Origin of the sequence: Myroides profundi (assembly GCF_000833025.1) — a bacterium.
Lineage (GTDB): Bacteria > Bacteroidota > Bacteroidia > Flavobacteriales > Flavobacteriaceae > Flavobacterium > Flavobacterium profundi_A.
In genome coordinates, this window is record NZ_CP010817.1 from 2,988,531 (window position 1) to 3,014,107 (window position 25,577).

A 25,577-nucleotide genomic window follows, 5' to 3' on the forward strand; every position below is an offset into this window, starting at 1 on the left:
CAAAAAAGTGTTTAACTTTTTGGGGCTTTTTTATGAATATAAATAAGCATATTACTATAACCTAAATCTATAATCAGTAGAGGTAGCTTGCTTTACAAGTTTGTCGAAACAGTAGTAATGCTGAAGTCATTGCTAAAGTTCTTTATATAGTTTATGTTTTTCTCTTTAGTGGTGTAGTGGATTCTAAAATTTTTAAAACTACCTTTGCTCCATGAATAAAGCAGAGATACTTAAAAACTTAAATATTGAGGCATTAAATGAAATGCAAACCAAAGCATTTAGTGCAGCTCAGAAGAACCCAAATATTATCCTTCTTTCCCCTACAGGATCAGGTAAGACCGTTGCATTCTTAATGCCTTTGTTAGAACGATTAGACCCTGCTATCAGAGGAGTACAGGCAGTTATACTAGTGCCGACTAGAGAACTTGCTCTACAGATAGAGACTGTATTTAAGAAGATGGGAACACCTTTTAAGATTAACTCTTGTTATGGAGGGCATTCTACTAAAACAGAAATAAAGAATTTTAGCACACCACCAGCAGTATTAGTAGGTACACCAGGTCGAGTGGCTTTTCACATAGAAGAGTTTTCTTTTAACACAGAGACCGTGACTAGCTATGTAGTAGATGAGTTTGATAAAGCTCTAGAGATGGGCTTCCAGACTGATATGGATTATATCATCAATTCGTTTGATAATATCTCTTTCAGAATGCTTACATCAGCTACTGCTTTAAAGAAGATTCCTGAGTTTACTGGTATAGTAGATCCTGAGCGTATTCATTTCTTAAAGAAAACAGAAGTAATACCAGACCTAACTTTTAGTCAAGTTATTTCTACTGCAGAAGAGAAGTTAGAGACTGTGATTAAGCTTATCGGTAAGATAGGTAAGGACACTATTCTTATCTTCTGTAATCACCGTGATGCTGTAGCTCGTATTAGTGAGACATTGACTAAAAAAGGAGTTGCTAACAGTGCTTTTCACGGAGGAATGTTACAAGAAGATAGAGAACGTGCTATCATGAAGTTTAGAAATAAGAGTGCACATATCCTTATCGCAACAGACTTAGCTGCTAGAGGACTTGATATTCCTGAGATTGGTCATGTGATTCACTACCAGATACCACAGAAAGAAGATGCTTTTATTCATAGAAATGGACGTACTGCACGTATGAAGGCGTCAGGTAAAGCTTATGTGATGATCACCAAAGAGGAAAATATTGAATTCATCAACCCTGATATGCCGATAGAAGACCTTGATGGAAGCTATACTATCGACAATAAAACAGATTTTAAAACAATCTATATCAGTGCTGGTAAAAAAGATAAAATCAACAAAGGGGATATAGTAGGTTATTTAATCAAGACAGGAGGCTTGACCAAAGAGGATATAGGAGTGATAGATGTACGAGATACACAGGCTTTCGTAGCAGTGAATACAAAGAAAGTTAAGGCTCTACTGACTGCACTAGTAGATACAAGACTTAAAAATAAGAGAGTAAAGATAGAGATAGCTAGAGACTAATTTAGCTAATATATACAATGAAAGCCTTGGTATATATCTTGTATCAAGGCTTTTCTTATTTAAACTTCATTCTATGACGCGGTAGATTAATTTCAGACGCTTTAGGATAAGGCTGGCGATGAGTAAGACTCACATCTTCTTTTACCTTTGATGCTGTAGTCTGATGGTGTTCATCCTCATAGTGATAACGAGGGTCAGTCATAAAAGGCAATCTTGCCATTTTTAGAATCTGTACATTGGGAAAGTGATATTCTACCTCCACCGTTCCTAATAACAAATAACAACCACCCCCTACGAAAGGATATTCCTCTAAACTATCAGGGAAGTGTACAGTGTCAAAATAATGTCCATTTGCGTCTATCCAAGTACCGAAGTACATACTCCCTTTAGAAGTAGGTACGTGCTTACGAGCAATTAAGTAACCGAGCATTCTTACTGTTTTCTTATGATGGTGTAGTAAGTCACAGACCATTACATCTCCTCTAAACTTCGTTTTTAATAAATCAAAAGGCATACAAGAAATAGGAAAGCCCAACAACTCTAACTCATCAAATGCGTCTTCATATACAGAGCGCGTTAAGGTCGGAAAGGTGTATTCCTGTATAGGTTCTTGTAATAAAGTAAGTGTAGGAGTTGGCTCCTTTTTACTCAACAGTAGTTTTGCCTGAATCAATAACTCATTCTTTTGTTTGCCAAAGGATTGAAAAGCACCGATGAATATTAACTTCTGTAAAGAGTCCATCGCTATAGAAATACGCTGTATAAAGTCATAGAGAGATTCATATCTACCACTGACTTTTCTCTCTTTTAAAATAGCTTTAAGCAACTCTATATTTAATCCCTCTATAAGTTTTAACCCTAAGAATAGCTCTTTACCTATTAAAGTAGTTTGTAATTCACTAGAGTTAATACAAGGAGGCAATACATGAGCACCTGACATCGCTGCTTCGTGTATATAAACTTCTGTGCGATAGAACCCTCCTTCATTATTGATAACCGCAGTGATAAATTCTAATGGGTAATAGGTTTTAAGATATAGACTTTGATAACTCTCTATGGCATAAGAAGCAGAGTGGGCTTTACAAAAAGAATACCCTGCGAATGACTCTATCTGCCTGTATATTTCTTCACTAAGTGCTCTAGGATGTCCTTTAAGATCACAATGCTCGAAGAACCTATCTTTCACAGCCTGTAACCCTGCTAGAGAACGGCTTTTACCACTCATCGCCCTGCGCAGAATATCTCCATCAGCCGCAGGTAGTCCGCCGTAGTGTAACGCTATTTTGATCACATCTTCTTGATAGACCATGATGCCATAGGTTTCGCCTAATTGTTCTTTAAATACAGGATGAAAGTATTCAAATTGATTAGGGTGGTTATGGCGATAGATATATTCTTGCATCATCCCACTCTGTGCTACCCCAGGGCGTATAATAGAAGAAGCTGCTACTAGTATTTTGTAATTATCACATTGTAATCTTCTTAATAATCCACGCATAGCAGGGCTTTCTATATAAAAACAGCCAATCGTATTACCTATTTTTAACTGTTGGTTACACAGCTCTTCATCTTTAGATAAAGCAATATTTCGAATATCAACTTCTATTCCTTGATTCTGAAGAATGAGTTTAGTAGCTTCATCTATATGACCTATGCCTCGTTGGCTAAGGATATCAAATTTATCAAAACCAATATCTTCAGCAGTATGCATATCAAACTGTACCACAGGAAATCCCTTAGGTGGAAAGTCTAATGCAGTATAGCGAGTAATAGGATCCTCCGAAATCAAAATACCACAAGCATGCATTGTACGCTGATTAGGAAAACCTTCTAACAGTTGACCATATTGATGGATTAGAAGCACGATACTGTTCGCTTCATGATCTTCTATAGGATTACGCGTTAGCGTGTCTAATTCGCTCTTAGATAGCCCGTACACTTTCCCTATTTCTCTAATAATAGAGCGATATTTAAAAGTAGATACTGCACCACAGAACGCCACGTGCTCTTTTCCATATCGCGTAAAGATGTATTGAAGGATATCATCCCGTTGATTCCAAGACCAATCAATATCAAAATCAGGAGGAGACTTTCTATTCTGATTTAAAAAGCGCTCGAAGTACAAGTCTAACTCTAAAGGACATACATTAGTAATGCCAAGACAATAGCCCACTATACTATTGGCACCACTACCCCGCCCGATATGCATATAGCCTTGACTATTGCTATACTGAATAATGTCCCAGGTAATCAGAAAATACCCCTCAAAGTTAAGTTGGTCTATTACACTGAGTTCTTTAGCTAATCGTTCTTGGGCAAAAGTATGATCTTCTCCATATATTTTGACCATCCCTTCATAGGCTAGTTGTTTTAATAAATTCAAGTCACTAACCTTATCTTCAGTATAGTGTTTTTTATTTCTAGGAACTTTAAAAGAAAAAGAATAATTGCACTCACTCATTAGTCTTTGAGTGTTCTCTATCAGCTCAGGATAGTCTTTAAAATCTGCTATGATTTGTTCTTCAGATTTAAAACTATCTTGAGGAGAAGCGCAGTCTTTCTCCGTTAATTTAGAGAGTAGAGTATTCTTATCTATTGCACGTAGGATACAGTGTAGTTTATATTCTTCTTCATTCAAGTGATTGACTGTATGAAGAACAACTAGCTTATCCATTAATGATCTCCACTTCTCTGCATAGAGTAGAGAAAGTTGATTATTTTGTACTCCGATATATTCCCATTCTTTTAGAGTAGGAACCACAGTTGAGAATGGATAAATCACAAAACAGTTTTGAAAGTCTGGAGCAATAGACGATACTGTAATAATCCCTTCATTTATATCCGTCAAGAACTGACCTATTTCACTAAAGCCTTCTTGGTTTTTAGCAATGAGAATATAGTGTAATACATCCTCAGTTCTGATTTCAGTCCCTACTATTGGTTTGATAGCTGCCTCTTTACAAGCTGTAATAAACTCATATACACCACTTAGATTATTGATATCAGTCAGCGCCATTGTACTAATATGATATTGCTTACCTAGTTGTACAAGACGCTGTATAGGAATAGTCCCATAACGCAAGCTATAATATGAATGACAGTTTAAGAGCATTTTTGTTTTTTTGTGATTTTGGGATGTTGTGATTTTGGGATGTCGTGAAACCGTTTAGTCTATCATATCATCTAAATACATTATAGCGAAGCCAACATTCCTAATTCCTAATAATCGTCCCTACGGTTGTGTGCTGATAGAACGTGATATACATACTAAATGACGTAGCCAAAAATTCCTAATTCTTAATATACGTCCCTACGATTGTGTGCTGATAGAACGTGATATATATTGTGGTTACGTTGTCAGACGTATGTAATACGTCCCTACGGTTGGATGTCGACAGAACGTGATATACATTACGGTTACGTTGTCCAGAATGTGATATGCATACTAAATGGCGTAGCCAAAAATTCCTAATTCTTAATTCCTAATTTCTAATTCTTAATTCCCAAAAGGGGCTTCACTCTTTCTTCATTTTCAAGAAAGCACCAGAACACCTTACTACAGCATCTACACCATAGCGTTTCTTCATTCTATCCATTGCCTGATAGAGCGCCATCATCTCTTCTGTATCTTCGAATAAGTTCATTTGATATGTCCCTCGTACCAATCCGCTAAACTGAACACCTATAAGGCGAAGGCGCATTCTTCTTTGAAATACTTTATCAAATAACTCATGTACTAGTTTAATAAGTGTATGATCTGCTGATGTATAAGCTATCCGAGTTTGTTTAGTTTCTGTATCAAAGTTCGTATAGCGTATTTTGACAGTAATGATAGAAGTAAGCCATTCTTCAGAACGCAACTGATAAGCCAGCTTCTCCACCATACCTGTAAAGATAGATTTGAGCATAGGGATGTCTATGGTATCTTGGTCAAAAGTGTGTTCAGACGAAATAGACTTTCGCTCTCTATAGGGTTCTACAGGAGTAAGGTCAATACCATTAGCTTTTTTCCATAAGTCTATACCATTTTTACCCAATAACTTATGGAGTATTTGATGTGGCATTTCAGATAATGTCTGTATATTCCGAATACCAATGCGAGAAAGTAGCGTATAGCTAACTTCTCCTAACATAGGGATTTTGCGAATAGACAACGGATTGAGAAAGGGCTGTACCTCAGGCGCTGTAATATTGAGAGCCCCTTTAGGCTTAGCCTCTCCTGTCCCTATTTTAGAGACCGTTTTATTAATAGATAAAGCATAACTTAGAGGTAATCCAGATTCGTGTTGTATCGTTTGTGTCAATTCTTTAATCCAAAGTGCTGACCCAAAGAATTTGTCCATTCCTGTTAGATCTAGGTAGAACTCATCTATACTCGCCTTTTCCATAACGGGGGCCTTCTCTGTAATAATATCCGTAACGAGATGAGACATCTTAGAGTATAACTGCATATCTCCTTTTCGGACGATGGCTTGTGGACATAGACGAGTAGCCATACGAATAGGCATGGCAGACCTCACCCCGAATTGCCTTGCTTCATAAGAACAACTAGAGACGACTCCGCGATCTCCTCCACCGATAATGACAGGTAGCCCATTTAGAGAAGAATCTACTAAACGCTCACAAGACACAAAGAAAGTATCTAAATCTAAATGTGCAATCGCCCTTTCCATAATAGAAATAATTAAAAAATCTTTCACGAAATTACTATCTATATTAGCAATAATATGTATATTTGATGCTATAAATAATAGCAAATGTCGTTTTTATCAGATAATATAAGGTATCTACGTGCTCAGAAGATCATGTCTCAGCAGAAAGTAGCAGATGAGTTAATGATAACTCGTGCACGTTATTCAAAGTATGAAGAGGGAGCCTCTGAGCCACCTTTAGAAGTATTATTGCGTATTTCTCGTTTCTTTCATGTCAGTGTAGACTTGATGATTTCTGTTGATTTGCGCAAGGTTCCTATGCAAGATTTACTAAAGCTTGAGGACAACCGTATTCTATTGCCTATTATGGTAGATCCTCATGGCAATAACTTTATTGAGATTATTCCTCATAAAGCAAGAGCAGGATATTTGACAGGGTATGCAGATCCAGAGTTTATTCAGAACCTAGATCAGATCTCTCTTCCATTCCTAAAAGAAGGGAAGTATAGAGCCTTTCCTATAGAAGGGGACTCTATGCCTCCACATCAGGAAGGTTCTTTTATCATTGGTAGTTATATCGAGCGTCTAGATTATATCCGAAACGGACATACATATATCATCATTACAGCGAATGAAGGAGTGGTGTATAAACGCGTGTATCGCATAGATGATGAGACGTTAGAACTACACTCAGACAATACCTTTTATGAGCCTTATCGCATTAAAGCATATGATGTATTAGAAATATGGGAATATGCGAGTAGTATCGCTACAGAAGAATTTAAACCAGAAGACCTAGGAGAACCAGATACTAAGGCAATGTTCCAAGAGATCAGACATATGCTAGGAGAGGTGATTAAGAAAGTGAAATAAGCCACTAAGAAATTACGAATTTTGAATTACGAATTACGAGGCTTGCCTTTCAGGCATTAATAAAAGAAATAAAAATGTTGCTTGCAACACTCATTAATTACGAATTTTGGATTATGAGGTTTACTATGACATTTTATGCATGCTATGTGCCCCGTCTACATCAAAATATAGACGTATTATTATGGATGTCACACTGTCCACTATAAACCAAAATAAAAGCCATTACTTGTTTTTAAGTAATGGCTTTTGTTTTTATTAAAGAATTATCTACAATTATAGGGATAAAGGAATCTATTTAATAATACAGTAACCATAGTACATATCACCTCATACCGTAGACAAGACTGTAAACTGTTCACTGTAAACTAAAAACTATCTATTGATATCAATAAGAATTTTAACTTGTTCTGGATTGCTTACTAAGGCTTCAAAACCATTTGTTACAATCTCATCTAAACCAATTTTATTTGTCACTAGTTTTTCTACCTCCATACGACCAGAGTCGATTAAGTTAATTACTTCTGGGAAGATATTTCTATAAGCGATAACCCCTTTTACAGTAATCTCTCTTAATACTTGATCTAAAGCATCGTGTTGAACTGGTTTTCCGAATAAAGCAACTAATACAGCAGTACCTCCATTACGAGTAGAAGCAATACCTGTATTATAAGAAGCTTGTACACCAGCACAGTCTAAGAATACATTAACTCCTAGACCACCAGTCAAGGCTTTAATCTTAGCAGGAAGATCAGCTTCCATAGCATTGAATACATGAGTAGCTCCGATTTCTTTTGCTTTCTCTAAGCGTTTCTCTGCCACATCTGTAACGATCACAGTAGACGCACCAGCTGCTAAAGCTGCTTGAGCACATAGTAGCCCGATAGGTCCTGCACCAGATACTAATACTGTCTGTCCTACTTTTAGACCACTCTGTAGTACTGAGTATACAGCTACTGCAGCAGGCTCTACTAAAGCACCTTGTTCAAAAGACATCGTATCAGGAATTTTGTGAATCATATAATCTTCTACCACTACGTATTTAGCAAATCCTCCATTACCTGCTAATCCGATGAAACCTAAGTGTTCTCCTAAGTTGTATTCTCCAGAAGCTACGAATGGGCTATCGAAGTTTTTATAGATAGGCTCAATTACTACACGATCCCCTACTTTAATATTTTTTACACCTTCTCCTAATTCTTCAACGATACCTGAGAACTCATGTCCTAAAGTAGTTACACCTTGATGACCATTTAATGGATAAGGTTTGTCTAATGGAATTAATTGAGGCCCGTGTACATATTCGTGTAAGTCTGATCCACAGATACCTGCATATTGAACTGCTACTTTTACCTGTCCTTTAGCTGGAGTAGGGATTTCTGTTTGTTCTACTCTAATATCTTTGGCTGCATACCAGCGTGCTGCTTTCATTGTGCTCATGATAATATTCTTTTTTATGTTTCACTCAAATATACTGAGAAAACCAGAGAATATTCGTTTCCTGCGAAGCTTTGGTTGTTAATTATTAATCAATATTGTGTTATCATTTTAAGACTGCAAGTGTTTTAGAACGATAACTTCTAAAATGGAAAAGATAATGTAGTTTGTTAAGTATCTATGTTTAAATTTTAACGTAAAAGGGAGGAGTGTGCTTATAAGAAAATGGGTATAAGAATAAGGTTAGATAGAGATTAGAAATGAGGGCTTTTAAGGGCTCATAAAGCGGCTAGCTCTAAAGGATTGTTGTACTTGATAGTATTGAATATCTTCTTAGTTTTGACAACAGGCTTTTCGATGTATATGGCTGTTAAGAATACTATTGAAAAACGGAATATGAGATTTTAAATAATAAAAAAGACCAATTAACAAATCAATTAGAAAATGTAAATTAGTTTTTTGTTGAAAATCCTAAAACAGTTAAGTTTTTCAAAGCGTGGAGTAATAAGCAATAAAATTATAGAATGTTATTCAAAGTTATTTTAAAAAATTTACTAACGGTTTGCATATTGCCGTTCGGGCGGGATTTTTAGCACTAAACTTAATACGAAGCTGAAAGTTCAAATATATCAAAAAACGTCAAACGAAGTACTTCGCCCCGCCTGACGCTAATATGTTTGTTGTGGGCAGTTTCTATCGTTAACCCAACTATTTAAGTTCCTTTACTAAACAGTAAGTAGTATGGCCTTTTGGATAATCAGCCAATTCACCAAAAACTCTGTATCCAAGTTTTTCATAAAATGGGCGAGCTTGAAAGCTTAATGTTTCGGTTCTCATATATCTAAATCCCTTATCTAAAGCGAATTCTTCAGCAGCTTTCATTAGCTTTCTACCGATTCCTAATCCTCGAGTTTCTTCAGAAAGCCATAGGAGTTCAATGATACAGTAATTCCAAAAAGCACAAGCTCTGATACCTCCTACAACTTTTCCTTTTTTATCTTTTGCAAAAACTGCAAATCTTATATCATTTTCAAATACTACATTATCTGGAAGATAATTTTGATTATAGCTTTTAATCCCCTCACTAATAGCTTCTAAGTCTTCTTTTTTTGGGGTAGAAGTTAATTCAATATCCATTACTTATTTTTTTTAAAATTCTTTAAACAATCTGTATAATTAGTCGAGTTGTTATTCTCTCGAAATTGACTACAACATTGTTTTTTCACGAAACAAAACACGATGTAGTTTCGCAAAATAGCACCTATATGTGCATTTCGTTTAATTTGCTACTAATATAATTATTTTTTATAAATAAATTACTTGCCAAATTATATTACTACGAATAGCAAAACAACTCTATAAGTCTTATAAAACCTATTAAAGGCACAACGATCTGCTAATAATGTGAAACAGTATTATGGTTATGCTCAAATACTCTTAAAGTAGATTATAAAGTAATAAAGGCATTGTGCTTTTTTTATTTCCAAAAAGTATCCACAAAGCGAGCTTTCCGTTCCTTTTACAAAATAAAAAAACCGATAACTCTCGTTATCGGTTTTCTTTGCGGAGAAAGAGGGTTAGCCTCTTTTATGCCGTATGCTTTATAAATAGGGATGTTCACTTTTTCGGATTGGAGTGAGCACCTTATTCGGAAAGTTTTGAACTATGATTGGAATCGTTTGATTCTAAAAGTAAATATAACATATTTTTGATTATTATGTTTTTAAATACATTATTATAAACTTAGAATTTAAAGTAGATGGATAAATAATTAATTATCTTTGTTATTGTATTATTTTTAACAATTATATTTTAAAAAATTATTAATGCTAGCCAAATTAAGATTAGACCAAACTAAAAAATATGAACAAGCTATTGTAACCTATGAAATTGCGGTTATGCTAGTTGATTTTGCATTAGGTAGAAGCCATTATTTGAGTATAGGTTCAGAACAAGGTGACATATCTACATGGGATGATATAGTTATCGAAAAAGACAAAAATTCACAAATTCATATACAGATTAAAAGACAAACATCAGGGGATTTTGGTAGTAAAAATGACGAATGTATTAGAAATAAATATTCAAGAGGTGAGCGAAAAGATTTAGAACGGGATTTATCGCCTTTGGATGAAACCTTAAAAAGCTTGGCAAATTGGTGTAAGGATATTGACATTTCTAATATTAGTCCTAAGAGAGAATTTTGGATTGAATTACCAGAGTTAAATACTCAGATTAAAAACGGTCTTCAGATAAGAAATTTAAAAGATTTATGCGAAGTCCAAATAAAACCAGCCGTTACAACTGCTGATATGTTACAAACTCAAGCAAGTACAGATACAAATATAAAAAATTGCTTTGACTGGTTAACAACATGGTGTGAATTTGAAAATTGGGAGCACATTTTAAAAGCCTTGACGTTTCTAAAAATAAAAAATTCGGGATTGGAATCTGATATTGAATGTAAGACAGAAGACAAATTGAAAGAAATATTTATCTCGGATAAACTACAAGAAATACGATTAAAAATCCTTTCCTACACTATTGATAATACTACATTTTCAGGTGCCATTTCCCCTCGAAATTTATTATTCCAACTCAAAGAATATATTCGCTCAGATATCAAAATTTGGACACAAATTGATCACATAGATAATAATTGGCAGATTATGGGTATCCATGATTTAGAAAGTAATACTGAGATAGAAAGACCATGTAAAACAATACCGTTACTCTGGTCAAATGAAAGGAGTAGAAACTTAAATATTAATATTGCAAAAGTAAATGACCCGCTTACTCCAATTCACGAAAGTATATTTCAACTGGCAATTCATTTAGATGGAAATGTAAACGGTTTTTGTGCAAATTGGGATGGATGGAAAGTATATATTGAAAATAAAATTGGAGGGACATTCGGAGTTCGGGAAGATGATTTTGAAGGAATTCGCATTTCCAATAATAATGCCTCATTTAATGCTAGTGGAGGTAAGATTATGAATACTCATGCAGAACGTGAGGCTTTTGCAAAAGAAATGAATCATCAAATGACTAAAGAAACATGGAAGTTAGTTTCTGAAAAAATATCATGGAGAATATCCCAAATGGTGACTAGCCAATCACCAGAGTTAAGAGATGCAGTTGAAGTACGCTGGAATGTCTGGCAAGATATTATAACTAAAGATGAATCAATACTAATCCCTCTTTTAAAAAGAATTGTACATCCTAATGCTGAAGGAGAGGAAATATTGGGGCACTTACGAATAGGTCCAAAGACAAAATTACTAATAGCAGATGCTTTATTTACCTGCTTACTTATTTCAGTGGCTTTAGGTTCTATTGATGCAGGTATTATGAAAACCGAAGATGGATTAAGTATTGGAGCTATAGGATTGAGTTGGTGGAGTGGACCCGCTGGAAAGACAAGAAAAATTAGACGAATTGATGAGGAGGAGTCAATAGATGACCTTATTGGTAAAGAAACATATGATATTCTAATTCTTTCAGAAAGTGAACAACCAGAAGGTGAGATTTACAAACAATCAATTAGTGACTCAGTTAAAATTGATCATTCCTTAGCAGCTGGAAATAACCCGAAATTATTAATAACCAAAAACCGAATCTTTAATTCAATTATCAAAAAAGGAAGTATTGATGAACTTAAAACCTATCTAAAACAAAAACTTAAAATTTATAACGACTCACTTATTGAAACTTTAAATAATAACATATCATGACTTTTGACCAATTTGCATACTATATCCATCACCAGATTGAAGCTCGTTTTTCAATAAAAAGTCAAGGGACAATTGAAGAAGAGATGATCGAGGTAGCTTCTGAAAAGCTTCAAAACAAAAAACTAATTCGCTTTTTTCGTACTATAGAAACTTCCGAACCATCTCTCAAAACGCTACTTGTAGTAGGTATTAATTCAGATAACCATCTAAAAGATGTCTTACAATGGGCTGCATTATGCAAAGAGTTACTTTTAGATCCTGAAACTGCTGATATCTATCTTGCTATCATATGGACAGAAGGAACTCAGCCCTCAATTGAAGAATGTTTAAGGATAGAGGCCAGTGAAGTTTTTTGTCGAAAATTTGTATTACGCCCAGATGAAACAAAAGAATCGTTTGTCGAAAGAACATTTATCACAAAAGTTGATGCTCCAACTCCGTTGGATTTAGGCCAAGATCCGCTTATTTCAGCTTTTTCAGTCTTAGAACAAGAATTCGCATGGTTTAATGATGAGGAAAAAATCAAGTGGCGAGAGGCATTTAGTTCTGGCATGTCAAGTTTTGACCTTTTTAATATATTGATAAATAACCAATCAGAAAGTAATGAAGCATCTTAAAAAAATAACTATAAGTAACGCAAGACGTTTTGGCAAGAATGTCGAAATTGAATTAAGTTCTGGCGCTAATATATTTCTTGCTCCAAATGGAACGGGAAAGACAACTCTTTTCGAAGCTATAGAGTTTGCACTTACTGGTTCTATTCAACGTTTAACAAATCCACCATTATCATTGATACGTGACACACAAAATGGCGTGGATGTCAGATTAGATTTTGATAATGGAAATTACTGTGAGGTTAATTATCAAAAAGGTTTAGACCCCAAAATATCAGGAAATCATGATTTATTATTTCCTGGTCACTCTATAAATGATATACCTTTTCTTTTAAGACTTACACATCTTATAGAGCAACGTGGCAATAACTGGTTTATACAAAAAGGAGAATCTTCTCAGGCAGGAGATTTGTTGGATAAGTTATCAATCGGAAAGGACTTAAGCGCCATCTCAAAAACAAAATCCAATACTTTAAATGCTGCTACGAGAACAATAAATGATAAAAAAGATGAGAAGGATAAACAGCAACAAAGGATTTCTTTTTTTGAAGGTAAATTAGAAGAGCGTGATAATGCAAAGTTAAACTACGTCCTCAAGCCTTTAAATGAAATTATTGACCAAGTACAAAGTGTTCATAAACAATTTGATAGCTCATCAAATTCGGAAAATATTGATCAAAATCCAGATGCTGTAGCTAGCTATCGAGGACTTGTAAACTCCATTATACTCAAATTAGAAGAAGATAATCAAAAGCGTTTATTTAATCTTTCAAACCTTGAAAGCAAAATTTCTCTTTTTGAAAGTAATAACACAGAAATAGCGGAAAAGCAGAAGCAGATTGCTGGAAAAACAGAAATAATACATAAAGCAAATACAGATATCTCACAATTAAAGAATTCATTGGCTACACTCAAAGATACTTTTAATGAACAGAAAGATATACAGAAAGACTTACAAAAATCAAAAAGATTATTAGATAAAAAGAAAGAAGAAGAAGTAAAATTAGCATCGACAGAAAAATCTATCAAGTCAATCTCCGAATATATTTCTGAACAAATAGAGAAATTAAAATCAGAGAGCGAACTTGTTAATAAGCTAAATCAAAAAATTGTTACGTTCAATTCTATTAAAGAGAGTGAAGAAGAAGCACTAAAAAAGCAAGGGAAATTAAATTCACTACAATTGGTAATCGAGGATTGGAATATGCATTTGCAAAAAGTTACTCAATTAAAAGAGATCATCAGCACTGAAAAAGAACAAAAAGCACATTATGAGAAAAAAATAGAGGATTTTCAAACTGATTTAGTAATAATAGAAAAGTTATTTAATGAAAGCCAAACCAAACTTAATTCTCTAAAAAATGCTTCCGATGCTATTCTTGGTGCAGTAGGAATTATAGCAACAAATTTACCTGATGATCAGAGGAAATGCCCTGTTTGTAACGCAGAATATGAACCTGATGAACTTTCAAAACAAATAGCTTTGGCATTAGAACAAATAGATCCTATTATCAGTAGTGAAATTGAAACAAATAATAAATTAAAAACAGAAGTTGATACTAAAAAACAACAGATACAAAATGAAAAAACAACATTAAGTAAAATCAATGAAAATTTAGTTGAAAATGAGGATAAATTAAAAAATGCTAAAGAATTTATTAATGAAAAATGCATACCTAGATTCCCTGACAGTAATAATATTACCGAGGCAAAAGAATGGCTAAAAGGTAAAAAAGAAAAAAACAAAGTAAATATAGAGAAGATTGTTAAGGATAAAACAGAATTTGGAGAAAAACCTTCTTCAGAAGAATTAAGTAAACTAATAACGGCTAGAGACCAAACAAATGGTACAATTCAATCTAGTGAAATAAATGTCATTACGCTTAAGGTATCTCTTGAAAATGTAAAAACAGAAATTGAAAAGATAAATCAAACTCTTTCGTTAATTAACACAGATTTATTAGACTCTCAAATTTCTACTATAGCAACAGAAATTGAAGCTACAACATTAAAAATAACTGACAACAATAGGGCTAGTGAGCAAATCGTGAAGGTTAAAAGAGAAGTCGAAGAACAAATCACAGACCTAAATATGGCAATTTCGAAGTTACAGGGGCAGCAGAATGAAATGTTAGCAGAATGGAAAGATAGTAACTTAATTGAACCGCCTTCATTGGATAATCTTAATATAGGAAAAAATAAACTAATACTTAATGATAGACTCATTAAAAAAGGATTAGCAGATCTAAATAAGATGAGTGATGAACTTGGTCGCTGGAATGCAGCAGAGAAGTTTGCCACATTGGATAAAGAAATTAAAGAAATTTGTGAGAGCCAAGAAGAGCAAGCCTATTTATCAAACATGAGAGAACGATTAGCAACAATAAATGGTGAATTATCTTTCTTAAGAGAAAGAAAAGCTGCCCTTGAAAAATTATATCATAAAATTGGTGAAGAAGTTGATGGTGTACATGATAAAATCAAAGCCATAAACCCGTTGTGGGTTTCTTTACTAAAAAAAATTGTGGTAAATCCTCGCTTTATGGATACCAAATTAGACAGTTACTCGCATAGAAATAAATCACAAGCAAAAGTAGAAATTAAACTTCATGAAAAGCAAGTTAGTGTAATGGAAGTAGCTAGCGAAGCCCAAGCAACAGACTTACAATTAACATTTATGCTTTCTATGGCAAGTACCTATAAATGGACACCATGGAAATCATTGTTATTAGATGATCCAACTCAACATCATGATCTTGTGCACGCTTCAGGAGTATTTGACCTCCTTAGAGATTACATAGTAGATCAGGATTTTCAAGTCTTGATGGGAACTCATGATATCAATCAAGCAAAATTCTTTCAAAGGAAACTTGAAAATGATAATATAGATGTAAAACTATGGAGATTAGTTGCTAATGATGATGGAGTCAGAGCTGAATTAATGAATTAAAAAGTTTATTTTTAAAAATCACTAAGAAATCAATACACTACCATTATGATAGTAAATTATGCTAATGGTAGTGTGTTTTTATTATTGAAGCACTGTTCCTATCTTAAAGCTACTCCCTCCTCCTAAAAAACACATAATTATATCACGCATTTTCTGAACCAAATATGTTATGCGATAACCTTTTTATGATTCATTTTCTATTATTATTTTAAGCATTTCTAGTTGGTCTTTGGATATTCTTTTCTGTTTGGATAAATAGTCCTTAAACTTATCAAATACTCCTGGTTTTAGATTTATTGCAGCTAATTGGATAATATGTTCAATATCTGATATTGATTTTTCTTTGTTTAATTTTGTTTCAAAGTTTAAATCATTGAAAAGTTTAGTTACCAAAATACTTTGACCTAAGTCTAAATTTGCTTCAATAATTAAATTATACTTTCCTTTAGTAAGAGTGTGTTGTCTGTCAATATTTATAATTTTACCATATCCTAAAGGTATAAATTCAATTTCTTGATTTAATATAAAATCATCTGTTCTTGGATTATTAAGAACTTTTTTTTGAGTTGGAAAATTATCATGAACTTCTACTAGTCTGTCTTCCGAAATTGCTAAAAGACGTTCTGAGGTTCTGTCTAAATATTCAATATCTTGCACACATTTCCATTGTTCTGGAATAATATTGTGTCCATGAAGGGCTCCAACTAAACCACCTGCGAAAGCGGCAATACTGTCGGTGTCAGAACCTAAAGCATTAACAGCTTCAATAATTGATAGTAAAGGTTGGTTATGAAATTTTGTAGCTAAATATATTCCTGCAATTACAGTTGAAGTACCTGAACCTTTTGTAGCTAAAGCAAAACAGCCAAGTTTTTGAAGAGTTTCTTGAACAGATATATTTTGTTTTATATTTTGATAAACTAATCTTAAATATTGTTGTGTTTCAATCAATACTTCTTCATAAACTACTTCAAAAGATTTATTACTTGATTTATTCCATTCTTTTAACCACTCTTTCAATTCTGGTTTATTTAAAAAGGACAACTCAAATTTTTTTGGAAAATCTAACCCTATTTGAGTAATATAATTTTCCCAGTTAAAATCTTCAGGTCTAATAACAATCATCTGATTAATAGCATAACCATATAACATCGCACCTAATAATGCTCTTGGATGGCCATGTGTAATAATACTATTACAGAAAATTTCTTCTTTAATTTTATCAATATCTCCAAGATTGGCTAATGCAATCGGTAGGACTCTCATTGCCGCACCGTTTGCTCCACTTTGTCTGTAATCGTTTATTTCGCCATTATTTATTTTAAAATGGTAAAAGTTATTAAACCATTGTACAGATTTTCTTTGAATTTTCTCTGCTGCTGTTTTTACTGTACGTCCACCTCCTCGTGCATAATCTAACCAATTAGCAAGTTCAATTTTTGCAAAATAATTATGGTCTAAATTACCATTAGATCTTATACTTCTTGCCACAGCTAAAAGAAGTTGTGTGTCGTCTGAATATGAACCAGCCTTAATATTGTCTTTATATCCATAAAATCTACCTCCAACAGTCTTTTGCCAAGTGTAAAATTTATCGATTCTTTCTACACCAAATTTTTCTTTGATAGATTGTGTGTGTTTTTCAAATTCTGTGATCCATCCTAAAGCATCTCCAATAGCGGATAATTTAATACTGCCTTTATATTTTGTTTCTGGTTTCATTATAGTCTCGTATTTGTAAATAGTGAAGTATCCACTACAAAATTACTGGTATTATAATCACTTAAAGCAGCTTTTCCCATTGCTAAGTCATTTTCATCTTTAAAACAAACTTGAATAATGTCAGAAACCAAAATCTCGTTTTTAACCAAAACTTCTGCTTGTTCATCTGTTGGATATTTTGCAGGTAAGTCATTCCTTGAAACAGTTTTTGAATTATAAGAAGTGACAACTTCTAATGAATTTGAGAATAACATTTGGAATTTAGTTATATCTCCAGTGACACCTATATTTCTCTTATTAAAACTGTTTGCTGCATTAGTTATAGAGAATAATGTTTCAGTCTGATAAATATATTTCTTGTCAATTTTTAACACACACCAAAATATATGACTTTCGTTGGCCGTTTTCTGGCGGAAACGGTTGAATAGAAATGAATTTGGGTGCTGAATTGATAAATTTATATAGTTTTTATCGTCAAATCTAATATTATCAGTGAATTCTACATAATCAAAAATATCTGTTTGATCGATATCAAATTGTTCAAGTAATGTCCTTGACAACAATTTACCTTGCTCAAAAATACTTAATAAATTAATTGCGGGTGTAAAATGAATTAAATATTCAATTCCTCTTTCTTCAATATCTTTTTGATATTCTAAATAGTTTGATTTAAATTCCATAATTAAAAAGGTAAATCATCATCAATAATTTGAGTTGTTTTATTTGGTGAAATATCTTCTAACAATGAGGTATCAATTTCTTTTAAATATCGAGAAGGATTTGAATTATCACTACTGAAAAGAAAAAGAGTATTTCTTGCTCTTGTCATACAAGTATAAAGCAATCTTCGTTCTGTGGAAATATGATACTCGTCATCAGATTCTATAAAACCAGGTGGATATGGAATTATATCATCATTTAGGTCAAGAATGAAAACATTATTAAATTCAAGACCTTTAACTGAAGACATTGTACATATTTTTATACTTTCGCTTCCATAATCTACAGGGAGATTGGATTTTACTAATTCAGTTGAAAATCCGTTGTCGTTTAAGTATGTTTTGATATTGTTTACGCCACTGGTACTTCTGTGAAGAATAACTGTATTATGTAGTTGATTATTACTTTTTAGTGATTTCAGTTGATTATTTACATTTTTCATTTGTTCTAAAAAATCAAGATAGTAACCGATTTTTGGTTTTTCTCCATCTCTCGTTGCTGTTTCAATTGTTGTGAATTCAGATTTATCTTGTTCTTTCTCTAATAATGAAATTGCTGCTCTTGCTATATGGACAGAATTTCTATAATTCTTTTTAAATTCAATGGTTCTCCCTCCTCTTACGTTAATTCCTACCTCACTCCATACAAAACCACTTTTAAAAATTCGTTGTGCAGCATCTGCAATAATTGATAAACTATTTGTTTGTTCATCCACTAATTTTGAAATTGTTAAAATTTGGGCTTTGTTCAAATCTTGAGCTTCATCAATTATGATATGAGAATACGGAGGAACAAAATTGGGATCAGTCTCAATTTTTTTCAATGCAAGAATAGCATAGTCGTCAAAATCTACTTTTCCTAATAGCTTAAGTTCTTGATTGTATCGCTCAAATACAATCCAAATTACTTCTTTGTCAACTTTAGTAACACGGTCGGATGTCCCTCGGCCTGTTCTAGCAGCTTCAAGATATTCGTCTTTAGTTTTGAAAAGTTTACCTTTCATCCAAGATATTTCTTCTAGAAAAAATTCAGCACTTTTCTCTAAAATTTTAGAAGAATCAGAAGTAATAGTATTAATAATATTTTCTATTAATTCTATTTGCTTCCATTGCTTTATTGTTTGGTCATATTGAATACCCGCGAAATGATAAGCCCAACTATGAAAATTTATTATTTGAACATTTAAACCATCATTTGTTCTTGGTTTAATTTCATCATTATCTTTTTGATAACCTCCATTTATATAAGGTTTGATTGCAGTGATGTAAGCCGCAAGAGTTTTGTTATATGTAAATATTACAATCTTAGTTTCGTTAAAAAGATTTGCTTCCGTTTCCAAAAGATGCTTTGCTCTATATAAAGCAACAGTAGTTTTACCACTACCAGCAACTCCTTTTATTTGTATAGGATTACTTGATGGTAGAAAAAGAACTTTTTTTTGTTCTCCTTTAAGGGTTATTTTTTTTAACATAATTCTTAGTTTCTATTGCACTCTGTTTATAGAAGGGTGTTAAATAACATCATTACTTCATGAAGTAATATACTATGCTGTTTTGTAAAACCACAACTATATACGTGTTGATTATAACACGCTACAGATATAATTAGTTTTTTAACAATTAGATACTTACTAAACTATCCAAACCAAAATAGTCTTTTTTAAAATACGGATAGTGAAATAGTTATCAAATCAAACATAATATAATTTCATTAATCTCTATTACGGAAATCCGTAAACCCCTCAATATTTTGAGTCTATCTACTATTTCAGCAAAAAACTACCGACTTCGGAGTAGTTTTCTAGCCCTCTGCAAGAGCAAGTCGTTTTGAAAGCACGAATCTCAATTTCGAGTGCCTCAAAACATAACTTGCTGTTACCTTTCGATTACTAAATCCACTAATTTTACAAAGTGAAATCTAAAGTGATTTATATTAAGAAATGACCCACTATTTGACACTAAAATGTCAAGAATAGCCTTAAAATCCTTTTTAAAGCTTTCAGTCTGTATATTAGCTTTCTTTCTTGTAAACTAGTGAAGTAATTTTTGCCATTGTCTTATAAAAAGCAATGTAAAGCTGTTTTAGAATGTTCTTTTAGTAAAGAAATTAAAGTGTAAAGTTTGAAAACTATAAAACAATTTTTGCAGTTTCTACTTTTTAAGAGAACCTGTTTAAATACCTATCTTGTCAATTTCACAACTTATATGTAAGGTTTAAATTTTAAAATTACAACATCTTATTCTCTTTAAAACACCTCTACTTTACGTTTTTTAAAAATTCAATACTTAAAACGTTAGCACTTTTATGATCATTCGATACTAATCAGACATTTTTTTTAAGAATGTCTGATTGTGTTTTTTAAACAAGATGAAATGTCTTAAAAATACTATTTTAACATTTTTTTTACAGTAGAATCCCCCTGTTTTTTCAAAAAGTTATCTAAAAGTTGTGTTATTGTTTTTTAAGTCTATAAGTTTGAATTAAATAATTCATAAAAAATAAATGTTATGGCACAAGACAATTCAAGAGCTATCTTAAAATTCAATGGCGGAGAAGCGCAAAAAGTATTAAAATTAGATTATGGAGTATCTAGAACAGTAGACGTATCAGGACGTGTAGCATCTGATCCATCTAATGCTCTTATCACAATCACTGTAGAGGCCACAGATAAATCTGATATTCTAGAGAGTTTACTAAATGGAAAGTATAAACCAACAGTTGGAGAAGTTACTTTTAATAAATCTCACGAAGAAGGGACACTTATTACTTTAAAATGGTCAAATGGATATGTAATCCAACACAATTTAGATTTTGATGCAATTAACTCAAACAGTATGTATATCACATTTGTAGTTAGTGCAGAGTCTATCGATTATGGAAATTCAGCATACCAAGGAACTTGGCCAAGCGCATAATTAAAATTTAGGATAAACAAAACAGAGCTTGATTATTAAGCTCTGTTTTGTCTTTTAATTTAAGCTTTGATTGTCAAGCTCTGTTTTGTCTTTTAATTTAAGCTTTGATTGTCAAGCTTGTTATTTTTTAAATTGTTTACCAAAGAAGAAAAAGAAAATTGCTATGAAAGAGAATTTTAAAGGAATCCCAGGTCAAAGCAAGGGGATAATAAGTGATGCTTCAAATGAGTCTCTAAAGGAAAAAGCAACAGAAAAGATAGAGGGTTTAGTAGAAGAAAAACTACTTAGTCATACACAAGAGTTAGTTAAAGGTATAGAAGGGAAAGCAGCAGAGAATTTAGCTAAAGCTCAAAAGGTAGCAGGCTTTGCCTCTACTGCCTATGGAACTGCTGGTAGTGTGATGAATAAGGCATCAGCATATCAACATCAGATACAAGGAATAAATGGCACAGTAGATACACCACAGAGTTTAAGTCAAATCAGTAATATTAATACAGGTAATAGTGCTATTAGTAATGCGGCTGCTATATTAAATCACTTCATACCAGGGGTGAATCACCTGGTTGATTTAACTATAGTAGTGGAAGGAGTAAGTCTTTTAAACTATAAAAGCTTTGAGCTTAAACAAAGTGTCAAAAAACATCATGAATTTACACTAGAACTCAGTCATGATGCTCTTGGTATAGAAGAGACTTATCAAATGAGTCAAGCACAAGATTTACTAGGAAAACGCATATTAGTGACTTTAAACTATAAAAATATCAAAGAAAAACCAGAGCGAGATTTTATAGGAATAGTTACAGATGTAAGTTTTAAACAAGCTCATGGAAGTCGTGGCTATATTGTACTAAAAGGATACAGTCCTACGATATTACTTGATATGGCTCCTCATATCCAGAGTTTTGGTGGCTCAGAGCCAGATCCTCTTAGTTCTATTGTGCAAAGTATTTTAAAAGAAGGTTATGAGAGTGAAGGTAAATATAAGTCATTTGTAAAGTCTAGCAAGAATTATAATTTATCTTATTCTTGTCAGTATAATGAAACTCCCTATAATTATCTAGCCCGTATGGCAGAGGCTTATGGAGAACAGTTTTTTTATGATGGAGAACAGTTGTATTTTGGAGATTTACCTCAAGGGGAAGAACCTATACAGCTAGTATATGGTAGAGATGTAGAAGATATCCAAATACGCATGCAAGCTCGTCATGTTAATAGACAACTATATGGATATAATAGTTATACCAATAAAAAGCTAAGTGCAGCAGGCGAAACTAAACTAGATGTAAAGGGAACACTAGCCAAAGTAGCTTATCAGAAATCAGAGGGTATATTCACAGCACCTTCCTTGCAGTTAGCTCCAATGAAAGCTTCTACAGATCAAGATGTGTTACAAGCTCAGAAAGGAGTTGTAGGTAGTGAAGGACTTAATGTGTTTATAACCTCAGGAGTAACAACAGTGCCCTTTTTATATCCAGGTTGTATAGTAGAGTTAGATATGTTAGATCCATTAACTAAAAAAAGCAATCACTTCACTACTCTTATGATCACTGATATTACCCATACAGTAGACACGCTAGGTAAATATCATGGGTATTTTGAAGCTGTGGATGCACAAACAGGGTTTATCCCTCGTATAGATTTTAATCACCCTACAGCAGAACAACAGATAGCTACAGTAGTTAGCAATGCTGATCCACAAGGAAAAGGAAGAGTACAAGTACAATTTGATTGGCAGTATGGAGGTCAAAGTACGGAGTGGATTCGTGTGATGACACCAGATGCAGGTAGTAGTGATAAGGTAGGCTCTAACAGAGGATTTGTAGCTATACCAGAAGAGGGGGATCAAGTGATGATAAGTTTTGTAGGTAATCATCCAGATAGACCTTTTGTAATGGGAGGATTGTTTCATGGAGGAACAGGAGCTGGTGGTGGTAAAGGTAATGCCAATAGAAGCTTTAGCAGTAAGAGTGGTAATGCTCTTAAATTCAATGATGATAAAGGAAGCGTAAATCTTCATGATAAAGGAACAGTAAATATGTCTTTTGATGGAGCAGGTACTGCGATGATTAGTGCAAATCAAAATCACATTATAAATGCAGGAAGTACTAATATAATAAATGTAGGGGCAACTAAAGAACAACCCGCGCAATCAATAATTAAAGCAGATTCAGCTGGAAATATCATTATAGATGCAAAGAATAGTATTGTGCTTATGGTAGGAGAAAATACCATAACCATAGATACTGATGGCATTAGTGGGACTGTTAAAGAAGGTAATATCAATTTTGATGCGGAAAGTGGAGAATTTAGTATTTATAGTGGATCAGATATGGCTATCGAAACTGATGGTGAACTAGATGTGACAGCGGGACCTAGTGCTACAATTAGTTCAGGGGATACTAATGTTATGTAAATTATTATGGAAGAATTAGAATATATCACTAAAGACGCCTTAATGATGTGTGATGAAGGTGGTGCACCTAACTACTTTTCTCCAACGTTTAATAATAAGGTTAAGATACATGGCTGTCAGGTAGCGACGAATATGGATGGGTTACCTGCCGCTAATATACCTTCCTTTAAGGTATGTAAGATCACAGGTGGTGCATGTAATCCTGTGACTATGCCGATGACTTGGCAAGATACCTGGCAGGTCAAAGTCAACCATGTACATACCTTAATAGGTAAAAGTACCTGTAAGTGTATGATAGGCGGAACAATAGAATTTATGACCAGTGGGCAAGTCCCCTTACCTGATGATGCAGCTACTGAAGTACAAATTTTACAAGACCAAGCACAGAAAGAGCTAGATGACAGTGGTAATGGGGATAGCGTAGGTGAAGCAGGATTCTTCGAAGGGATGATTCCTATCTGGGGAAGTGGACGAGATATGATCAACGCTATACAAACAGGTGATACCTTTGGAGCAGTATTAAATGCAGGGTTTCTAGTATGGGACGTCGCGTCTATAGTAGCAGGAGCTCTTTCTTTCGGAGCAGGTACAGCTATTATGCAAGGAGCCAAAGTGGGAATGAAAGCAGGTATTAAAGCCGGTACTAAGGTAGCTGGTAGAGTAATCAAGAAGAAAGCGCTAGAACAATTAGGGAAGGCAGGTTTTAAAACTCTTAGTAGAGAAGCACTAAAGAAAAGTATAGATGATGTAGCTAAGAAATTATTAAGAACTTGTGTTTTTGCTTGTTTCCCAGAGGGTACTCCTGTACATACAGAGTTTGGATTAAAGAATATTGAGGATGTAGAAGTTGGAGACCTAGTCTGGGCGTATGATGAAGAGACAGAGACTATCTCACTACAGCCTGTGATAGATATCATGGTTAATGAGAGTGACCATACTGTGAGTGTCTATACAGATAAGGAGGTGATAGAGACTACAGCTATACATCCTTTCTATGTAGAAGATACTGGATGGGTAGATGCTTCTGAGCTAGAAGAAGGTCATAAAGTGTTGACAAAGGATAATGAACCACTGACGATAAATAAAGTAGAATTTAACTATGAACCGAAGAAAGTTTATAACTTTACTGTAGGGAACTTCCATACTTATTTTGTAGGGAGGACTGCTTTGTTAGTACATAATGCAAAAAGATGCCTTACCAAAGCAGCTAAAGAAGCGGCAGAGAAAGTAGCTAAGACATGGGATGACTTGCTTAAGTACAAACATTGTTTTCCTGCAGGAACATTAGTTAGAATAGATGAGTCTAGAGGTTATGCTCCTATTGAAACTTTAGAGATTGGAGATTGTGTTCTAGCATTCGATCTAGCATCAAGAACAGAGGTATTAAGACCTATAATAGAGGTATATATAAGTCATACTGAATCTCTATATCAGCTACATCTAGAAAACGAAGTGATAGAATGTACTTCTTCTCATCGATTTTGGTCTGAGACACATTTAGATTGGATAGAAGTCAAAGATTTAAAGTCTGGAGATTTATTGCTTAATGCTAAAGGAGAAATTATAGCTATACAAAGAATAAGTAAAATATCAGGAGACTTTATTACTTATAATCTAGAGGTAGAAGAAGTCCATAATTATTTTGTATCATCACTAGATATCTTAGTGCATAATGGTGTTAAATTTGAGAATTCTATTTTTAATATTCTTAAAAAGAAACAAACAGAGATATATGGAATAGTTGATAAAACTACTGATCAAATTGTTTATGTTGGTAAAAGTTTTCAAGATGAGGGGATTCGATTTGCCCAGCATATGAAAGAAAAAGGTTTAGATCCAACACGCTATACAAGTAAAACACTCGACGCTGGTAAGTGGAATGCTTTTCAGACTGCTGCTAGAGAACAACATTTCATTATGAAACATGGAACTAAGGTCTTAAAAGCAGGAGCTGAATTCCGAAATAAAATAAACGCCTTAGGAAAGGCAAAATTCAACTTTTTTAGCAAATTAATAAAATGCCCATAA

At 33.5% G+C, this 25,577-nt stretch carries 15 protein-coding genes; 8 read left to right on the plus strand and 7 right to left on the minus strand.

Going from position 1 to position 25,577, the window contains the following annotated elements; translation table 11 throughout:
- Window positions 1-211: 211 nt before the first annotated feature.
- The gene (locus tag MPR_RS13140; protein ID WP_041893247.1) at window positions 212-1,522 is read left to right on the plus strand and encodes a DEAD/DEAH box helicase; all 1,311 of its coding nucleotides are present in this window, start codon (window positions 212-214) and stop codon (window positions 1,520-1,522) included.
- A 55-nt stretch (window positions 1,523-1,577) separates the two neighbouring features.
- On the opposite strand, the gene MPR_RS13145 is transcribed toward MPR_RS13140, so the two are convergent.
- Together MPR_RS13145 and dinB are read right to left on the minus strand one after the other, a co-directional pair.
- Window positions 1,578-4,634: a DNA polymerase III subunit alpha gene (locus tag MPR_RS13145; protein ID WP_041893250.1), complete on the minus strand. Its 3,057-nt coding sequence runs from the start codon at window positions 4,632-4,634 to the stop codon at window positions 1,578-1,580.
- Between the two features lie 403 nt (window positions 4,635-5,037).
- The gene (dinB, locus tag MPR_RS13150) at window positions 5,038-6,195 is read right to left on the minus strand and encodes a DNA polymerase IV (protein ID WP_437438159.1); all 1,158 of its coding nucleotides are present in this window, start codon (window positions 6,193-6,195) and stop codon (window positions 5,038-5,040) included.
- 84 nt (window positions 6,196-6,279) lie between these two features.
- On the opposite strand from dinB, the gene MPR_RS13155 reads away from it, so the two are divergent.
- Window positions 6,280-7,047 (plus strand): XRE family transcriptional regulator, encoded by a 768-nt coding sequence (locus MPR_RS13155; RefSeq protein WP_006258618.1) that lies wholly within the window; start codon window positions 6,280-6,282, stop codon window positions 7,045-7,047.
- A gap of 372 nt (window positions 7,048-7,419) precedes the next feature.
- Here MPR_RS13155 and MPR_RS13160 read toward each other — a convergent pair whose 3' ends face one another.
- On the minus strand, window positions 7,420-8,484 hold the full coding sequence (locus MPR_RS13160) for a 2,3-butanediol dehydrogenase (RefSeq protein WP_006264282.1): 1,065 nt from the start codon (window positions 8,482-8,484) through the stop codon (window positions 7,420-7,422).
- Window positions 8,485-9,189: 705 nt separating this feature from the next.
- Complete coding sequence (locus MPR_RS13165; RefSeq protein ID WP_041893259.1) at window positions 9,190-9,618, minus strand: GNAT family N-acetyltransferase; 429 nt, start codon at window positions 9,616-9,618, stop codon at window positions 9,190-9,192.
- A gap of 689 nt (window positions 9,619-10,307) precedes the next feature.
- Here MPR_RS13165 and MPR_RS13170 point away from each other — a divergent pair.
- From MPR_RS13170 to MPR_RS13180, 3 genes are read left to right on the plus strand one after another with little or no spacing between them, the layout of a single operon-like run.
- The gene (locus MPR_RS13170) at window positions 10,308-12,215 is read left to right on the plus strand and encodes an ABC-three component system protein (protein ID WP_041893261.1); all 1,908 of its coding nucleotides are present in this window, start codon (window positions 10,308-10,310) and stop codon (window positions 12,213-12,215) included.
- Window positions 12,212-12,832, plus strand: coding sequence for an ABC-three component system middle component 1 (locus MPR_RS13175; protein WP_041893263.1), 621 nt, complete (start codon window positions 12,212-12,214; stop codon window positions 12,830-12,832). The genes MPR_RS13170 and MPR_RS13175 overlap by 4 nt, the downstream gene beginning before the upstream one ends.
- The gene (locus MPR_RS13180; protein WP_041893265.1) at window positions 12,819-15,779 is read left to right on the plus strand and encodes an AAA family ATPase; all 2,961 of its coding nucleotides are present in this window, start codon (window positions 12,819-12,821) and stop codon (window positions 15,777-15,779) included. The genes MPR_RS13175 and MPR_RS13180 overlap by 14 nt, the downstream gene beginning before the upstream one ends.
- A gap of 183 nt (window positions 15,780-15,962) precedes the next feature.
- On the opposite strand, the gene MPR_RS13185 is transcribed toward MPR_RS13180, so the two are convergent.
- The 3 genes from MPR_RS13185 to MPR_RS13195 are packed head-to-tail and all read right to left on the minus strand — an operon-like array spanning window position 15,963 to window position 19,692.
- Window positions 15,963-17,501: an ADP-ribosylglycohydrolase family protein gene (locus MPR_RS13185; protein WP_041893266.1), complete on the minus strand. Its 1,539-nt coding sequence runs from the start codon at window positions 17,499-17,501 to the stop codon at window positions 15,963-15,965.
- Window positions 17,501-18,181, minus strand: coding sequence for a DarT ssDNA thymidine ADP-ribosyltransferase family protein (locus MPR_RS13190; RefSeq protein ID WP_041893269.1), 681 nt, complete (start codon window positions 18,179-18,181; stop codon window positions 17,501-17,503). Before MPR_RS13190 ends, MPR_RS13185 begins: the two co-directional genes overlap by 1 nt.
- 2 nt (window positions 18,182-18,183) lie before the next feature.
- Complete coding sequence (locus tag MPR_RS13195; RefSeq protein WP_041893272.1) at window positions 18,184-19,692, minus strand: 3'-5' exonuclease; 1,509 nt, start codon at window positions 19,690-19,692, stop codon at window positions 18,184-18,186.
- Window positions 19,693-20,728: 1,036 nt separating this feature from the next.
- Here MPR_RS13195 and tssD point away from each other — a divergent pair.
- The 3 genes from tssD (at window position 20,729) to MPR_RS18210 (ending at window position 25,577) form a co-directional block, all read left to right on the plus strand.
- Window positions 20,729-21,136 carry a type VI secretion system tube protein TssD gene (gene tssD / locus MPR_RS13200; protein WP_041893274.1) on the plus strand — a complete coding sequence of 136 codons (408 nt, stop codon included), beginning with the start codon at window positions 20,729-20,731 and terminating at the stop codon, window positions 21,134-21,136.
- 163 nt (window positions 21,137-21,299) lie between these two features.
- Window positions 21,300-23,549 carry a type VI secretion system Vgr family protein gene (locus MPR_RS13205; RefSeq protein ID WP_052472748.1) on the plus strand — a complete coding sequence of 750 codons (2,250 nt, stop codon included), beginning with the start codon at window positions 21,300-21,302 and terminating at the stop codon, window positions 23,547-23,549.
- Window positions 23,550-23,555: 6 nt separating this feature from the next.
- A complete protein-coding gene (locus tag MPR_RS18210) occupies window positions 23,556-25,577 on the plus strand; it encodes a polymorphic toxin-type HINT domain-containing protein (protein ID WP_052472749.1) in 2,022 nt (673 codons plus the stop codon).

Bases quoted from the DNA above. Each gene is read 5' to 3' on its own strand.
- MPR_RS13175 (WP_041893263.1), top strand. From the start codon at position 12,212: ATGACTTTTGACCAATTTGCATACTATATCCATCACCAGATTGAAGCT.
- MPR_RS13195 (WP_041893272.1), bottom strand. From the start codon at position 19,692: ATGTTAAAAAAAATAACCCTTAAAGGAGAACAAAAAAAAGTTCTTTTT.
- MPR_RS13160 (WP_006264282.1), bottom strand. From the start codon at position 8,484: ATGAGCACAATGAAAGCAGCACGCTGGTATGCAGCCAAAGATATTAGA.
- MPR_RS13170 (WP_041893261.1), top strand. From the start codon at position 10,308: ATGCTAGCCAAATTAAGATTAGACCAAACTAAAAAATATGAACAAGCT.
- dinB (WP_437438159.1), bottom strand. From the start codon at position 6,195: ATGGAAAGGGCGATTGCACATTTAGATTTAGATACTTTCTTTGTGTCT.
- MPR_RS13165 (WP_041893259.1), bottom strand. From the start codon at position 9,618: ATGGATATTGAATTAACTTCTACCCCAAAAAAAGAAGACTTAGAAGCT.
- MPR_RS13180 (WP_041893265.1), top strand. From the start codon at position 12,819: ATGAAGCATCTTAAAAAAATAACTATAAGTAACGCAAGACGTTTTGGC.
- MPR_RS13205 (WP_052472748.1), top strand. From the start codon at position 21,300: ATGAAAGAGAATTTTAAAGGAATCCCAGGTCAAAGCAAGGGGATAATA.
- MPR_RS13185 (WP_041893266.1), bottom strand. From the start codon at position 17,501: ATGAAACCAGAAACAAAATATAAAGGCAGTATTAAATTATCCGCTATT.
- MPR_RS13145 (WP_041893250.1), bottom strand. From the start codon at position 4,634: ATGCTCTTAAACTGTCATTCATATTATAGCTTGCGTTATGGGACTATT.
- MPR_RS13140 (WP_041893247.1), top strand. From the start codon at position 212: ATGAATAAAGCAGAGATACTTAAAAACTTAAATATTGAGGCATTAAAT.
- MPR_RS13155 (WP_006258618.1), top strand. From the start codon at position 6,280: ATGTCGTTTTTATCAGATAATATAAGGTATCTACGTGCTCAGAAGATC.
- MPR_RS13190 (WP_041893269.1), bottom strand. From the start codon at position 18,181: ATGGAATTTAAATCAAACTATTTAGAATATCAAAAAGATATTGAAGAA.
- MPR_RS18210 (WP_052472749.1), top strand. From the start codon at position 23,556: ATGGAAGAATTAGAATATATCACTAAAGACGCCTTAATGATGTGTGAT.
- tssD (WP_041893274.1), top strand. From the start codon at position 20,729: ATGGCACAAGACAATTCAAGAGCTATCTTAAAATTCAATGGCGGAGAA.